The 15,294-nt window shown below is 68.2% G+C and carries 11 protein-coding genes; 4 read left to right on the top strand and 7 right to left on the bottom strand.

Going from position 1 to position 15,294, the window contains the following annotated elements:
• The first annotated feature begins 65 nt into the window (after positions 1–65).
• From ACFVJX_RS19970 to ACFVJX_RS19960, 3 genes are read left to right on the top strand one after another with little or no spacing between them, the layout of a single operon-like run.
• Positions 66–1,046, top strand: a complete 981-nt coding sequence (locus ACFVJX_RS19970) for an ABC transporter permease (protein WP_384126387.1) — start codon at positions 66–68, stop codon at positions 1,044–1,046.
• Between the two features lie 11 nt (positions 1,047–1,057).
• Positions 1,058–2,083: an ABC transporter ATP-binding protein gene (locus tag ACFVJX_RS19965; protein ID WP_384126389.1), complete on the top strand. Its 1,026-nt coding sequence runs from the start codon at positions 1,058–1,060 to the stop codon at positions 2,081–2,083.
• Positions 2,084–2,109: 26 nt separating this feature from the next.
• Positions 2,110–3,213 carry an ABC transporter ATP-binding protein gene (locus ACFVJX_RS19960; protein WP_384126390.1) on the top strand — a complete coding sequence of 368 codons (1,104 nt, stop codon included), beginning with the start codon at positions 2,110–2,112 and terminating at the stop codon, positions 3,211–3,213.
• 207 nt (positions 3,214–3,420) lie between these two features.
• Here ACFVJX_RS19960 and ACFVJX_RS19955 read toward each other — a convergent pair whose 3' ends face one another.
• The 7 genes from ACFVJX_RS19955 to ACFVJX_RS19925 all read right to left on the bottom strand — a co-directional run bounded on the left by ACFVJX_RS19955 (position 3,421) and on the right by ACFVJX_RS19925 (position 14,686).
• Positions 3,421–4,575: an ABC transporter ATP-binding protein gene (locus ACFVJX_RS19955; protein ID WP_384126392.1), complete on the bottom strand. Its 1,155-nt coding sequence runs from the start codon at positions 4,573–4,575 to the stop codon at positions 3,421–3,423.
• Positions 4,568–5,626, bottom strand: coding sequence for an ABC transporter ATP-binding protein (locus ACFVJX_RS19950; RefSeq protein ID WP_384126393.1), 1,059 nt, complete (start codon positions 5,624–5,626; stop codon positions 4,568–4,570). The genes ACFVJX_RS19955 and ACFVJX_RS19950 overlap by 8 nt, the downstream gene beginning before the upstream one ends.
• Before the next feature lie 14 nt (positions 5,627–5,640).
• A complete protein-coding gene (locus ACFVJX_RS19945; protein WP_384126394.1) occupies positions 5,641–6,591 on the bottom strand; it encodes an ABC transporter permease in 951 nt (316 codons plus the stop codon).
• A complete protein-coding gene (locus ACFVJX_RS19940; protein ID WP_384126395.1) occupies positions 6,584–7,510 on the bottom strand; it encodes an ABC transporter permease in 927 nt (308 codons plus the stop codon). The genes ACFVJX_RS19945 and ACFVJX_RS19940 overlap by 8 nt, the downstream gene beginning before the upstream one ends.
• A 150-nt stretch (positions 7,511–7,660) precedes the next feature.
• Positions 7,661–9,304, bottom strand: a complete 1,644-nt coding sequence (locus ACFVJX_RS19935) for an ABC transporter substrate-binding protein (protein ID WP_384126397.1) — start codon at positions 9,302–9,304, stop codon at positions 7,661–7,663.
• A gap of 528 nt (positions 9,305–9,832) precedes the next feature.
• Positions 9,833–11,704 carry a translational GTPase TypA gene (gene typA / locus ACFVJX_RS19930; protein WP_384126398.1) on the bottom strand — a complete coding sequence of 624 codons (1,872 nt, stop codon included), beginning with the start codon at positions 11,702–11,704 and terminating at the stop codon, positions 9,833–9,835.
• Positions 11,705–12,262: 558 nt separating this feature from the next.
• A complete protein-coding gene (locus ACFVJX_RS19925; protein ID WP_384126399.1) occupies positions 12,263–14,686 on the bottom strand; it encodes an ABC transporter family substrate-binding protein in 2,424 nt (807 codons plus the stop codon).
• A gap of 328 nt (positions 14,687–15,014) precedes the next feature.
• Between ACFVJX_RS19925 and ACFVJX_RS19920 the strand changes: the two genes are divergently transcribed.
• Complete coding sequence (locus ACFVJX_RS19920; protein WP_384126401.1) at positions 15,015–15,263, top strand: hypothetical protein; 249 nt, start codon at positions 15,015–15,017, stop codon at positions 15,261–15,263.
• Positions 15,264–15,294 lie beyond the last annotated feature (31 nt).

Here is a 15,294-nt window from a genome sequence, read left to right as displayed (position 1 = left end):
CGCCCCTGCGGCGCCCCGCCCGCTCCCCTCCCCCTCGTCGGCGTCTGCCAGGGAAATCCATCGCCATGTTCCGCTTCCTCATCCGCCGGGCAATCGGCGCACTGGTCATCCTGCTGATCATCAGTGCCATCACCTTCGTCCTCTTCTACGTCGCGCCCCGCGACCCCGCTCGTGTGGCCTGCGGCAAGGTGTGCACACCGGAGACGCTGGCGCTGGTCAAACGCAACCTCGGCATCTCCGACCCGCTGCCCGTGCAGTACTGGCACTGGCTCCAGGCCGTGTTCGTCGGCCGGGACTACAGCTCCTTCGGGCACTGCCCAGCACCGTGCCTGGGCTACTCCTTCCACAACCGTGAGCCCGTTCTCGGCACCATCCTGGACCGCTTCCCGACGACGCTCTCCCTCTCCATCGGCAGCGCGATCGTCTTCGTGGTCTTCGGTGTGGGCACCGGGATGCTGGCCGCGGTCAAGCAGGGCAAGACGCTGGACAAGGTGGCGTCATCGGCGTCCCTGATCGGCTCCTCGATGCAGATCTACATCGTCGGCGTCGTCGCCATGTACTACCTCGCCGACCAGTGGCACATCCTGAGCCGCCCCAAGGACGTCCCCTTCACCGAGAGCCCGGGAGCCTGGTTCAACGGACTGCTGCTGCCCTGGCTGGTGCTGGCGCTGATCTTCACCGCCAACTACACCCGTATGGCGCGCTCCCAGCTCGTCGAGACCCTGAACGAGGACTACGTCCGCACCGCACGCGCCAAGGGGCTCTCCCGGCGCACGGTCTTCTTCAGATTCGCCTGGCGCGGGGCCATGGGCCCGATCGTCACCATCTTCGGCCTGGACCTCGGCGTGCTCTTCGGCGGCGCGATCATCACCGAGAAGATCTTCGGACTGCACGGCATCGGGGCCCTCTCCATCAAGGCCGTGACAGACAACGACCTCCCGCTGCTGCTCGGTGTCGTACTCGTGGCGGCCGGAGCCATCGTCGTCCTCAACATCGTCGTCGACGCCGTGTACGCCCTCATCGACCCACGCGTCCGCCTCGCCTAGGGAGAGATCCAGTGAGCACCCCCTTCCTCTCCGTACGCGATCTGCGCGTGCACTTCTCCACCGAAGACGGCACGGTCAAGGCCGTCGACGGGCTGTCCTTCGACGTCGAGCGGGGCAAGACGCTCGGCATCGTCGGCGAGTCCGGCTCCGGCAAGTCGGTCACCAACCTGACCATCCTCGGCCTGCACCACCCCGACCACACCAGCATCGAGGGGGAGATCCTGCTCGACGGGCAGGATCTGCTCACCGCCTCGGAGCGGGAGCTGGAGCGGCTGCGCGGCAACAAGATGTCCATGATCTTCCAGGACGCACTGGCCTCGCTCTCGCCGTACCACACCATCGGCGTGCAGATCGGTGAGACGTACCGCAAGCACACCGGCGCCTCCAAGCGCGAGGCGCGGGCGCGGGCCGTGGAGATGCTCACCAAGGTGGGCATCCCGCAGCCCGATCTGCGGGTCGACGACTATCCGCACCAGTTCTCCGGCGGTATGCGCCAGCGCGCGATGATCGCCATGGCGCTGGTCTGCGACCCGGCGCTGCTGGTGGCGGACGAGCCGACGACGGCGCTGGACGTCACCGTGCAGGCCCAGATCATGGACCTGCTCAAGGACCTCCAGCAGGAGACCGGCACCTCGATCATCTTCATCACGCACGATCTCGGCGTCATCGCCGACATCGCGGACGACGTGCTGGTGATGTACGGCGGCCGGTGTGTGGAGCGCGGCACCAAGAAGGAGGTGCTGCGCTCGCCCCAGCACCCCTACACCTGGGGTCTGCTGGGGTCCATGCCGACCCTGGAGGGGCCGGTCGACGTACCGCTGTCGCCGATCCCCGGCACCCCGCCGAGCCTCCTCAACCCGCCGTCGGGCTGCTGCTTCCACCCCCGGTGCTCCTTCACCGAGCAGGTCGGTGGCACCCGCTGTGCGACCGAGCTGCCGCTGCTGGACCTGTCGGGCGGGCGCGGGGCCGCCTGTCACCTGACCGCGGAGCAGCGCCAAGAGTTCTTCGCCGACTTCGCCGGCACCCGGCCCAACTGACGTACAAGAGACGGGACTTCCCTACTATGAGCAGCACCGATCCCCTCCTTGACGTCTCCGGGCTGACCAAGCACTTCCCGATCAAGGGCGGCTTCCCCATCCGGCGGACGATCGGCGCGGTCCAGGCCGTGGACGGGCTGGACTTCACGGTCTCCGAGGGCGAGAGCCTCGGCCTGGTCGGCGAGTCCGGCTGCGGCAAGTCGACGACGGGCCGGCTGATCACCCGGCTCCTGGAGCCGACCGGCGGCCGGATCTCCTACCGCGGGCAGGACATCAGTCATGCCTCGCGCAAGGAGCTGGAGCCGATCCGCTCCGAGATCCAGATGATCTTCCAGGACCCCTACGCCTCGCTGAACCCCCGCCAGACGGTCGGCAAGATCATCTCGGCGCCGATGGAGATCAACGGGATCAGGCCGGCCGGCGGATTCGAGAGCCGCGTCCGGGAGCTGCTGGAGACCGTCGGGCTCAACCCGGAGCACTTCAACCGCTTCCCGCACGAGTTCTCCGGCGGTCAGCGCCAGCGCATCGGGGTGGCCCGCGCGCTGGCCCTGGAGCCGAAGCTGATCGTGGCCGACGAGCCCGTCTCCGCGCTGGACGTGTCGATCCAGGCCCAGGTGGTGAACCTGCTGCAGAAGCTGCAGCGGGAGCTGGGCATCGCGTTCCTCTTCATCGCCCACGACCTGGCGATCGTGCGCCACTTCTCGCAGCGCGTCGCCGTCATGTACCTGGGCCGGATCGTGGAGATCGCCGACCGCGACGACCTGTACGGCAATCCGCGCCACCCGTACACCAAGGCGCTCCTCTCCGCCGTCCCCGAGGCCACCGCGGACGACGTACCGGCCCGCGAGCGCATCCGCCTCACCGGCGATGTCCCCTCGCCGGTCAATCCGCCGTCGGGCTGCCGCTTCCGCACCCGCTGCTGGAAGGCGACGGACAAGTGCGCGAGCGAGACGCCGCCGCTGGTGCAGATCGGCGGGAGCCGGGACGGCCATCTGACGGCCTGCCACTACCCCGAGGACTCCAGGGCCGAGGACATCGCGTCCGGCTCCTCCGTCCCGCAGGCACGCAGGTCCGCGGGGGCCGCCACGCTCGACAAGAAGACCACCGAAGACCCCAAGGCCCAAGGCTGACACCCCTCGCCGCGGCCCCGGGGAAGCCCCGTGGGACACGGACCTGACCGGTCCGGGTTCCGCGGGGCTCCTCCGGCCCAGGGAACCGAGCACGTCGGCCCATTGACCCGAGCCACCTGCGCGCCCGGTTCCCGGATACGGGAAAGGCGCCCGGAACCGATCGGTTCCGGGCGCCTTCTGTTGCCCTGGAGGGCGGTGGAGGGGCGGTTACGAGGCCGCCGCGCCCACCACGTCCTTCTCCTCCGCGAAGTGGCAGGCCGACTCGTGCGCGGCCGGCGTCTCCGAGGTCTTGAAGCGCTCGGGGACCGCCAGCAGCGGCACCTCCTCGGCACACTTGGCCTCGGCCTTCCAGCAGCGGGTGCGGAAGCGGCAGCCCGACGGCGGGTTGGCCGGCGACGGGACGTCACCGACGAGGATGATCCGCTCGCCGCGGTTACGGGCCTCGGGGTCCGGAACCGGGACCGCCGACAGCAGCGCCTGGGTGTAGGGGTGCGTCGGGTGGTCGTAGATCTGCGTGTCCGTACCGATCTCGGCCATCTTGCCGAGGTACATGACGCCGACCCGGTCGGAGATGTGCCGGACGATCGACAGGTCGTGCGCGATGAAGAGGTAGGAGAGGTTGAACTCGTCCTGGAGCTTCTCCATCAGGTTGATGACCTGTGCCTGCACCGACACGTCGAGCGCGGAGACCGGCTCGTCGCAGATGATGATCTCGGGGTTGAGCGCGAGGCCGCGGGCGATGCCGATGCGCTGGCGCTGTCCGCCGGAGAACTGGTGCGGATAGCGGTTGATGTACTCCGGGTTGAGACCGACGACGTCCAGGAGCTCCTGCACCTTGCGGCGCCGGTCGCCCTTCGGGGCCACCTCGGGGTGGATGTCGAAGGGCTCCCCGATGATGTCGCCGACCGTCATACGCGGGTTCAGCGAGGTGTACGGGTCCTGGAACACCATCTGGATGTTGCGGCGGACGGCCTTGAGGGCCCGTCCGCTCAGCCGGGTGATGTCCTGGCCCTTGTAGAAGACCTCGCCGGACGTGGCCGTCTCCAGCGCCATCAGCAGGCGCGCGACGGTGGACTTGCCACAGCCGGACTCGCCGACGATGCCGAGCGTCTCGCCCTGGTAGAGGTCGAAGGAGACCCCGTCGACCGCCTTGACGGCGCCGACCTGGCGCTTGAACAGGATGCCCTGGCTCAGCGGGAAGTGCTTGACCAGATTGCGCACCTGGAGAATCGGCTCACCGCGTTCCACGGGGGCCTCGATCGCCGCGACCGCCGCGCTCTCGTCGGTCGCCTCGGCGCCCACGATGTCGGTGACGTTCGGGGTGGCGTCCACGGGGCCGTCCGTCTTGTCCAGCTCAGCCATGGATCGTCTCCTTCCAGAAGTGGCAGGCGCTGCCGCGTCCGGGCAGCTCACTGCCGTCCTGCTCGGAGACCGGCACCAGGGCCGGGATCTCCGTGCGGCAGATGTCCTCCGCCTTGGGGCAGCGGGGGTTGAAGGCGCAGCCGGACGGAATCTTGAGCAGGTTGGGCGGCAGGCCCTTGATCGCGTACAGCTCCTGGCCCTTCTGGTCCAGGCGCGGGATCGAGTCGAGCAGACCCCTGGTGTACGGATGCGCGGGGCGCTTGTACAGCTCGTGCACGGGCGCCGTCTCGACGATCCGGCCCGCGTACATGACCGCGATCTTGTCCGCGACGTCGGCGACCACGCCGAGGTCGTGGGTGATCAGGATCAGGCCCATGTTGAACTCGGTCTGCAGTTCCTTGAGCAGGTCCATCACCTGGGCCTGGACCGTCACGTCGAGCGCGGTGGTCGGCTCGTCCGCGATGATCAGGTCCGGCTCCAGCGCCATCGCCATGGCGATCATGATGCGCTGGCGCATACCGCCGGAGAACTGGTGCGGGTAGTCGTTGACCCGCTCCTTGGACGCGGGGATCTTGACCCGGTCCATCAGCTCGATGGCCTTGGCCTTGGCCTGCTTCCGGGAGAGTCCCTGGTGGACACGGAACATCTCGCCGAGCTGGTAGCCGACCGAGAGCACGGGGTTGAGCGAGGAGAGCGCGTCCTGGAAGATCATCGCGATCTTCTGGCCGCGGATCTTCCGCCGCTCCTCGTAGCCCATGGTGAGCATGTCCTGGCCGCGGAAGAGGATCTCGCCCTGGGGGATCTTGCCCGGCGGCATGTCGAGAATGCCCATGATCGCCTGGGCGGTCACGGACTTGCCGGAACCGGACTCACCGAGCACGGCGAGGGTCTCGCCCGCGTCGACCCGGTAGTTCACTCCGTTGACGGCCTTGGCGACACCGTCGCGGGTGTGGAACTCCACGTGCAGGTCGCGCACTTCGAGGAGCGGTGCGTTGTCGTTGCCACCGGCGCGGGGCGCCGGGACGGGTGCTGTCTTGTCTGTGATGGTCACGTCGTACGCCCTCCTCAGCGCAGCTTCGGGTCGAGGGCGTCGCGTACCGCGTCGCCGAGCATGATGAACGCGAAGACCGTGAGGCTGAGCATTCCGGCCGGGAACAGCAGGGCATGCGGGTTGTCCCGGATGGCCTTGCTGCCCTCGGCGATGTCGATGCCCCACGAGATCGTCGGGTCCGCGAGTCCGAGCCCGAGGAACGAGAGCGTCGCTTCCGCCGAGATGTAACCGCCGAGCGCGATGGTGGCCACGACGATGGTCGGGGCGAGCGCGTTCGGCAGCACGTGCCGGAACAGGATCCGTGTGGTGCCGGCGCCCAGTGCGCGTGCCGCCGTCACGTAGTCCGCCTGCTTGGCGGTGATGACGGAGGCGCGCATCACGCGGCAGATCGAGGTCCAGCCCAGGAAGGCCAGGGCCAGGATCACCACGTACACCGTGCGGTCGGTGAAGGCGTTCAGGACGACCATCGCGCCGAGCAGGAAGGGGATGCCGAAGAAGACATCGGTGATCCGGGAAATCACCGAGTCCAGCCAGCCGCCGAAGTAGCCGGCGAGCATGCCCAGCAGTCCGCCGACCAGGGTGACCGCGGCGGTGACGCCGACGCCGACCATGATCGAGGCGCGGGTGCCGTAGATGACACGCGCGTAGATCGAACGTCCCTGACCGTCGTAACCGAACCAGTCGGCCCGGAAGAAGTGCTCCAGGTCCGGCTTGGTCAGGAAGTGGTTGGTCAGGTCGCCGTCCTTCGGGTCCGCACCGGTGAACAGACCGGGGAACGCAGATATGACGAGCAGGAGGAGCAGCAGGACCGCGGAGATCCAGAACAACGGGCGGTGCCGCAGGTCGAACCAGGCATCGCCCCAGAGGCTGCGCGGCTTGCCCTGGGCCTTGTGGCCCTCGTCGGCCGCGGGAGGGGCTATCGCGTCCACCGCTGCTTCGGTCTTGGTCTTGGTCACGTCAGGCATACCGGATCCTCGGGTCCAGGACCGCGTACAGCAGGTCGACGATCAGGTTGATCACAAGGATGACGAGGACGAAGACCGTCACAATGCCGACGATCGTCGAGCCCTCGCGCTGCTGCAGCCCCTTGTAGAGCAGGTTTCCGACGCCCTGGACGTTGAAGATGCCCTCGGTCACGACCGCGCCGCCGATGAAGCCGCCGACGTCCGTGCCGAGGAAGGTGACGACCGGGATCAGCGAGTTGCGCAGGAGGTGGACACCGATGATGCGGCGCCGCGGGAGGCCCTTGGCCATCGCGGTACGCATGTAGTCGGCGCGCAGGTTCTCCGCGAACGTCGTACGCGTCAGCCGTGCCACGTACGCCATGGAGAGCATGGCGAGGACGAAGCCCGGCAGGAGCAACTGCGCGTAGTCCGTGGAGTCCTGGACGTTCGGTGACACCCAGCCGAGCGTGTCCGCGAGGACGAAGCGGGCGAGGTAGCCGAGCACGAACACCGGGATCGAGATGACGACCAGGGTGAAGATCAGCACGCCGGTGTCGGCGGCCTTGCCGGCCCGCAGACCGGCCCAGGCGCCGAGGCCGATACCGACGATGATCTCGATGATCATGGCGACGGCGGTCAGCCGCAGCGTCACCGGGAAGGCCTCGGACATCTCGTCGATGACCTCGCGACCACCGAAGGTCTTTCCGAAGTCACCTTGGAAGAGATTGCCCATGTAGTCGACGTACTGCTTCCACAGGGGCTGGTCGAGTCCGAACTCATGGCGCAGCGACGCGACCTGTGCGGGGTCCGCCGCCTTGTCTCCCCACATCGCCCGGATGGGGTCACCGGGAAGGATGTGGACCATGAGGAAAATAATCAGAGTGGTCCCGATGAATACCGGGATCATCTGGAGCAGTCGCCTTGCGACGTAACGCCCCATCATGCCTCCATGCCGTGAGGGGTCGGCGATGGCCTACTCGAAGTTGTCTCCGCCGCGGGGTGTGGGGGGAGAGCCCCGGGGCCTACGCCTAGGGGCCGGTTCCGCCGCTCCCGGAAAGGAGCGGCGAAACCGGCCTTCGGGTCCCGATACTTAGTTCTTGGCCTTCACCTGGACGTCGGTGAAGATGGGGTCGCCGTCCTGGCCGTAGACGATCTTGCCGAAGACGTTCTCCGACTGGCCCGAGTTGACCTTGTAGAACCACAGCGGGATGGCCGGCATGTCGTTCTTCAGGAGCTGCTCGGCGTCCTGGTAGAGCTTGACGGTCTCGTCCAGCGTCTTGGCCTTGTCGGCCTTCGAGGCGAGGGCGTCGAACTTCTTGTTGGAGTAACCCGAGGTGTTACCGGCGGCCGTGGAGCCGTACAGGTCACGCATGAAGTTCGAGTTGACGGGGTAGTCGAGCACCCAGCCACCGCGGTACATGGACTTGACCTGGTGGTTGTCACGGGCGTTCAGGTCGGCCTGGAAGTCCGGCTTGGAGTCGCCGGTGCACTCGACACCGGTGGCCTTGCGGATGCTGTTGCAGACCGCGTCGACCCAGGGCTTGTGGTCCTGGTCGGCGTTGAACTGGATCGAGATCTTGTTGCCCGGGACGCCGCCACCCTCCTTGATGAGGGCCTTCGCCTTGGCCGGGTCGTACTTCGTGACGTCACCGAGGGCGCCGGCCTTGTAGCCGAGCACACCGCGGGCGACGAAGGAGTCGGCCGGGGTACGGGTGCCGTGCAGCACGGTCTTGGTGATCGTGTCACGGTCGATCGCCATCGACAGGCCCTGGATGACCTTGTTGTCGATGCCCTTGAACTGGTCCGTGTAGAACGCGGGCACGATCGACTGGACCGCGGAGTACTCGGCGTCGATGGCGCGGTCGCCGAGGTCCTGCTTGTAGCTGGTCAGCGACGTCGTCGGGATCTGCTCGATCCAGTCGAGGTTGTTGGACCGCAGGTCCGAGTAGGCGGCGTCGGCGGTGGTGTAGTTCTTGAAGTCGATGCCGCCGTTCTTGGCAGCGTTCGGACCCTTGTAACCGTCGAACTTGCGGACCTTGATCAGCTTCTTGTGGTCCCACGAGACGAACTTGTAGGGGCCGTTGCCGATCGGGTGCTGACCGGCGGCCTTCGGGTCCTTGAAGAAGGACTCGGGCAGCGGCGCCCAGACGTCGTAACCCAGCTTGTACGCGAAGTACGAGACCGAGCTGGTCAGGGAGATCGTGAAGGTGTTGTCGTCGACGATCTTCAGGCCGGACATCTTGTCCGCCTTGGGGTCACCCTTGTCGGGGTGGACGTCGGCGTAGCCCTTGATGTCCTGGAACCAGCTGGAGTTGGTCTGGTTGTTCTTGACGTTGGCCGACCAGTTCCAGGAGTCCACGAAGGACTTGGAGGTGACCGTGGTGCCGTCGTGGAACTTCCAGCCCGGCTTGAGCTTGACGGTCCACACGGACGAGTCCGCGTTGGGCTCGACGGACTCGGCGTTGATGTACTCGAGCTTGCCGGTACCGGGCTGGTAGTCGACAAGGCCGGAGAAGATGGTGCGCAGGACGCGGCTGCCCTGGCTCTCCTTGGCGTTCGCCGGCTGCAGCGGGTTCTGCGGCTCACCGAGCTGAGCGGTAAGGATCCCCTTCGGGTTCGCCTTGCCCGAGTTCATGCCCTTGCTGCTGTCATCGTCGCTGCCACCGCAAGCGGTCGCGGCCAGGGCGATGATGGCCGCTCCCGCGACCCACTTGGCGCTCTTGGCACCACGCATGGGTTTCCTCCTCATGAGTCCACTTTTGACTACAAGAAGGGCACTGGATTGATACACCGACACCCCTGACGGTGATCGTTTCAGTGCCCTGAGTGTGCTCGTGAGTCGGCACTCCCCACAGTGCGTGACCCATTGACCCGAGCTCAATGGAGCCAACTATTAAGTACGACTGGGCTGTAAACCACACTTAAAGGGTCTCGGTTTGACAACATCCGTCACTCGTGCGGACCAAAATCCGGACAAAGTGATCCCAGACAGACACCCCCGAAACGGACTGTTAACACATGTTCCGGAGAGCGACGCCCGATATCCGGACGCTTCGTTCCCAAAATCGGGTTGACCTGCGAGGCCTCCTGAGCCCTCCCGCGCACCGGCCGGGCACCACCGGGCGGGGCCGCCGCCGCGGACCGCCCAACCCTAACCAATGCCGGGGCGCAGCAGGGCTGTTGGGAACCTGCCAGCGCACGGCAAGGGGCCCCGCACCGCTTGGTACGCGGTACAGGGCCCCGTTGCCGTGCGGCGGAGGGATCAGCGCTTGGCGCGCGACGCGGAGCGGCCGCGCTCCTTCTGGTCCAGGACGACCTTGCGGATACGGACCGTCTCCGGGGTCACCTCGATGCACTCGTCGTCGCGGCAGAACTCGAGCGACTGCTCCAGCGACAGCTTGCGGGCGGGCACCACGTTCTCCGTGGTGTCCGCGGAGGCCGCACGCATGTTGGTGAGCTTCTTCTCCTTGGTGATGTTCACGTCCATGTCGTCGGAGCGCGAGTTCTCACCGATGATCATGCCCTCGTAGACCTCCGTGGTGGCCTCGGTGAAGATGACACCGCGCTCCTGGAGGTTGACCATCGCGAACGGCGTCACGACGCCCGCGCGGTCCGCGACCAGCGAACCGTTGTGACGGGTGCGCAGGTCACCGAACCACGGCTCGTGGCCCTCGAAGAGGGAGTGCGCGATGCCCGTGCCACGGGTCTGGGTGAGGAACTCCGTACGGAAGCCGATGAGGCCGCGGGACGGCACGATCCACTCCATGCGGACCCAGCCCGAACCGTGGTTCGTCATCGTCTCCATGCGGCCCTTGCGGGTCGCCATGAGCTGCGTGATGGCGCCGAGGTGCTCCTCCGGCGAGTCGATCGTCATGCGCTCGATGGGCTCGTACGTCTTGCCCTCGACCTGCTTGGTGACGACCTGCGGCTTGCCGACCGTCAGCTCGAAGCCCTCGCGGCGCATGGTCTCGATGAGGATGGCCAGGGCGAGCTCACCGCGGCCCTGGACCTCCCAGGCGTCGGGGCGCTCGGTGTCCAGCACGCGGAGCGAGACGTTACCGACCAGCTCGCGGTCCAGACGGTCCTTGATCTGGCGGGCGGTGACCTTGTGGCCCTTGCCGCCCTTGCCGACCAGCGGCGAGGTGTTCGCACCGATGGTCATCGAGATGGCGGGCTCGTCGACCGTGATCAGCGGCAGCGCGATCGGGTTCTCGGGGTCGGCCAGGGTCTCGCCGATCATGATGTCCGGGATACCGGCGATCGCGCAGATGTCGCCCGGGCCGGCCTTCTCGGCGGGCTTGCGGGTGAGCGCCTCGGTCATCAGCAGCTCGGTGATGCGCACGTTGGACATCGTGCCGTCGCGCTTGATCCACGCGACGGTCTGGCCCTTGCGCAGCTCGCCCTGCTCGACACGGCAGAGCGCGATACGGCCGAGGAAGTTGTCGGCGTCGAGGTTGGTGACGTGGGCCTGGAGGGGCGCGTCCTCGTCGTACTCCGGGGCCGGGACCGCGGAGAGGATCGTGCTGAAGAACGGCTCCAGGCTGTCGCTGTCCGGCGGGACGGTGCCGTCCTCCGGCTTGGTCAGCGAGGCGACGCCGTCACGGGCGCAGGCGTAGACGATCGGGAACTCGATCTGGTCCTCGTCGGCGTCCAGGTCCAGGAAGAGGTCGTACGTCTCGTCGATGACCTCGGCGATCCGGGAGTCCGGACGGTCCGTCTTGTTGATGCAGAGGATGACCGGCAGCTTGGCCGTCAGCGCCTTGCGGAGCACGAAGCGGGTCTGCGGGAGCGGACCCTCGGAGGCGTCGACCAGGAGCACGACGGCGTCCACCATCGACAGGCCGCGCTCGACCTCACCACCGAAGTCGGCGTGGCCGGGGGTGTCGATGATGTTGATGGTGATGACGTCGCCGCCATCCTTGGGGTGGTACTTGACGGCCGTGTTCTTGGCCAGGATCGTGATGCCCTTCTCACGCTCCAGGTCGTTCGAGTCCATCATGCGTTCGTCGAGGTTCTCGGCGGCGTGCGCGGCGAAGGCGCCGGCCTGCCTGAGCATGGCGTCGACCAGCGTGGTCTTGCCGTGGTCGACGTGGGCGACGATGGCTACGTTACGGATGTCGTGGCGCGTGGGCATGGGTGGCTTGCGCTTCTCTCGGATCGGGGATTCAGGCGTCTTAGTCGGTCTTGAGTCCTCGTACGCCCGCCGGGCGGACGCGCCACGGCTAGTCCCATGGTACGGGCCCGATGCGTCCCGGGCTTCCCGGGCGGCTCTTACCGGCCGGGAGAAGGCGCGGCGACCGCCGCGCCGGCAGCCGTGACGGGTGCGGTGAGCGGCGCATATCCGGTCCGGCCCACCGGGCCGGCGTGGTGATGAGGCCCGCGTCCGCTCCGATTTTCCGCATCCGTGGCCGGTTCTTCCGGCGCATTTCACCGGTGATCACGGCCGTGGCACCCCGGCGGAAGGCGCGGACACGGGACCTGAGCGGCTCCGGAGGTGGGGCTCCGAAACCGAACGGCGCCGAGTTGGGGCTCGGCGGGTGGCCTCCATGGTGGTGCCCGAGGCGGGGGCCTCGGGGACCGGGGAGGCTGAGCGGCTGCCCGGGTCAGCAGGTGCACGCAACCTTGCCCGCCGTCAGGGACGGCGGGCAAGGGAATTGAGCCAGTTCTGAGCTTTCGATTCCGCTCTGACCTGCTACTTCTTCGGGTTGGCCGGGGCTCCGGCGGCCTGCGGCTTCTTGAAACCGATGTCCTGGTAGTGCGGCACCCCGAAGCCGAAGGCACCGACGTTCACGAGCTTCTTGTCGGTCGCGACGAGCTGCGGGCGCTGGAAGAGCGGAATCGATCCTGCGGCGGCCCAGATCCGGGCGTCCGCCTGCTTCATCAGGTCCCTCGCCGAGCCCTCGTCCAGCTCCGAGACCGCCCGGTCGAAGAGCTGGTCGATGTGGTCGGTACCGACGCGCGTGTAGTTCTGCTCGACGAGCAGCGAACCGTCGGTCGCGGGCACCGGCTTCGCGAAGATCGGGCGGTCGTCGGTGGCCGGGTAGGCGGTCGCGGGCCAGGAGTAGAGCGCCAGGTCGTAGTCACCGGAGGCGACGTGGTCCTGGAAGTAGCTGTCGTCGGAGACCTTGGTGATCTCGGTACGGATCCCGATCGTGTCCAGCATCGACGCGATCTTGTCCCCCACACCGCGCAGCGACTCGGAACCCGGACCGGACGGCAGGACGAAGCGCAGCGTCAGCGGTTTGCCGTTCTTGCCGAGGGGGCCACGCGCGGCGTCCGGGGCCTGGGCGGGGGCCGCGGTACCGGCCGGCGCGTAGGCACCGGCCGCGCCACCGGGCTGCCGGTCCGGGGCGGTGAGCCTGGCGGGGGCGTCCTCGGATGTACCCGTCTCCCCCAGTCGGCCGGCCTGGCGCAGCAGGGCGGCGCTCTGCACGGCGGCGGCGGGGGCCGGGGCGATGATGTGGGTGACGGCTCCCTCGGCCTCGCCGGGCTTGCTGTCGTCGCCGACGATGTAGAGGCCGTCGTCCTTCGAGGGCTCGCGACGGGCGGCGCTGTCGGACTTGCCGTCGTCCTTCTTCTTCTCCTCGGCGGCCTTCTTCTCCGCTGCCGTCTTCTCCCCCGACTTGTCCGCGTCCGCCTTGTCGGCCGATTCCTTGTCGGCCTTCTCCTTGTCGGCCGTTCCCTTCTTCTCCGCGCCGTCCTTCTGCTTCTCGCCCTCGCTGCCCGCCTTGGTGCCGTCCGTCCTCTGGAGGGCGCCCTCCCGCGTCCAGCCCGCGTCGGCCAGGAGCGCCTGCGCCTCGTTGGTGTCCTGGCCGCCCAGCGCACCGCTGCTGTCCTTGTAACCGGGCTGTCCGGCCAGCGCCAGATGGCTGCCGAGCGGGGTCGCGGGCAGGCCGAGCGGCTTGAGTACGGCGTCGACGAGCTCCTGGCGGTCGAGCGCGCGGGCCACCGCCCGGCGCACCCGGTCGTCGGCGAGCGGCCCGGTCTCGCCGTTCAGCGCGAGCTGGGTGTAGGCGGGCTCCAGGGACTTGCGGACCACGTAGCCGCGCAGATCGCTCTGCGCGGCGGCGTACGCCTTGGCGGCCCGGGCCTTGTCGTCCCTGGCCTTCTGCGCCTCGGCGGCCACCTCCTCGTCGGAGCCGTGGGCCAGTGCCCAGGACCGCAGGGCCGCGGCCGGGGTGAGCTCGGAGCCGGGGCCGCTGGCAGGAGCCCCGCTGTTGCCGGCTTCCCGGGCTGCCTGGGCGATGCGGTCGGCGGAGGCCGTGTCGATGTCGGCGACATCGATCTTGCCCTGGGTCAGCGCCTCGGTGCGGTCCTGCGGCTTGACCGCCTTGAAGACCAGCGAGTCGAGCTTGGCCGGACTGCCCCACCAGCGCGGGTTCCGGGCCAGTGTGACGGAGCCCGTGTCCTTGTCCACGCCACGCAGGCGAAACGGTCCGGCGGTCGCCTTGATGGTGGAGCGCGCGCCGTCGTTGAAGGCGTCCGGGGAGCCCGTCACCTGCTTCGGGTACAGCGGGGAGAAGAGGGAGCGCCAGTCCGCGTACGGCTTGGCGAAGGTGACCTTGACCTCGAGGTCGTCCGCGCCCCGCTCGATCTTCTCGATGCGCTCGTACCCGGCGTTGCGGGCGGTCCAGAACGCGGAGTCCTTGCCGCTCAGCGCCCGCCACTGGGCGACGAAGTCCGGCGCCCCGATCTCCCGGCCGTCGCTCCACACCGCCTGCTGGTTGAGCCGGTAGAGCACGACCTGCCTGGGCTCGTGCTCGACCACCTTCGCGGACTCCAGGTAGTCCGGGTTGAGCTGGGGCCGGCCCTTGGCGTCCAGTGGGAAGAGGGTCGGCAGGAGGGCGCCGGTGATCCGGGTGGTGGCACTGTCGGCGTCCGCCTGGAAGGCGTTGAGGGTGGCGGGCATCGCGTCGATCGCCCAGTTGAGCGTGCCCCCGTCGGCGACCTGGGCGCGGGCCGCCGGCGCGACGTCCTGCGGGACGACGGCGCTGGCGGCCTCCTCGTTGCCCGAGCTGCAGCCGGCCAGTGCGGGGAGCGTGAGCACACCCGTGGTGAAGAGCGCGAGCGAGCGGCGCTTTCGGGCTGCCCCGCGCGGGACGCCGACGTGGGCCATGGCTGATACCTCCGGAGACGGCCCGGACCACCCGTAACCGGATGGACCGGATTATGCGTGTTTGGTGGCATATGCAGTTGATCACACTGGTTCCGCCCATCCACTGAAGGTGCCCCCGCGCGAGGGGCGGCGCAGACACGGCGCAACAGCCCGAAACCTCACCCGTGCGGCGGATCCCCGCCCCGGCCGGAATGCGCCGTTCCAGGGACCCGCCGGGCACGGCCGGGAAAGCCGGGCCGACCCGCTCCCTTCCCAAACAGGATGTGACGCGCGACACTCGCATGCGCATGAGCATGGCCACCCGCGACTGCGGAAGTGAGATCAAGTCATGTCACTACAGGACGAATTGACGGCAGTTCAGCACTGCCTCGACGACCTGGTCCGCACCGTCGGGCGGCTGGAGCGGAGCCTCGCGCAGCTGCGTGAGGCTGGTTCCGCGCCGGACCCGCTCGCCCCGGACGGCCACGCCGACCCCGACGACGGCGTCATCACGATCACCGAGGCGCCGTACGACACCGCTCTGTGGACGGACTCGGACGACGAGGGTCTGGGCGTCCGCGGCAGGCACGCCCCCTAGCGGGGTGTCCGGCACTCCCTAGGAGAGTTCC

It is taken from the genome of Streptomyces sp. NPDC127177, assembly GCF_042672475.1.
Lineage (GTDB): Bacteria > Actinomycetota > Actinomycetes > Streptomycetales > Streptomycetaceae > Streptomyces.
This window is presented reverse-complemented; position numbering and strand designations above follow the sequence as displayed.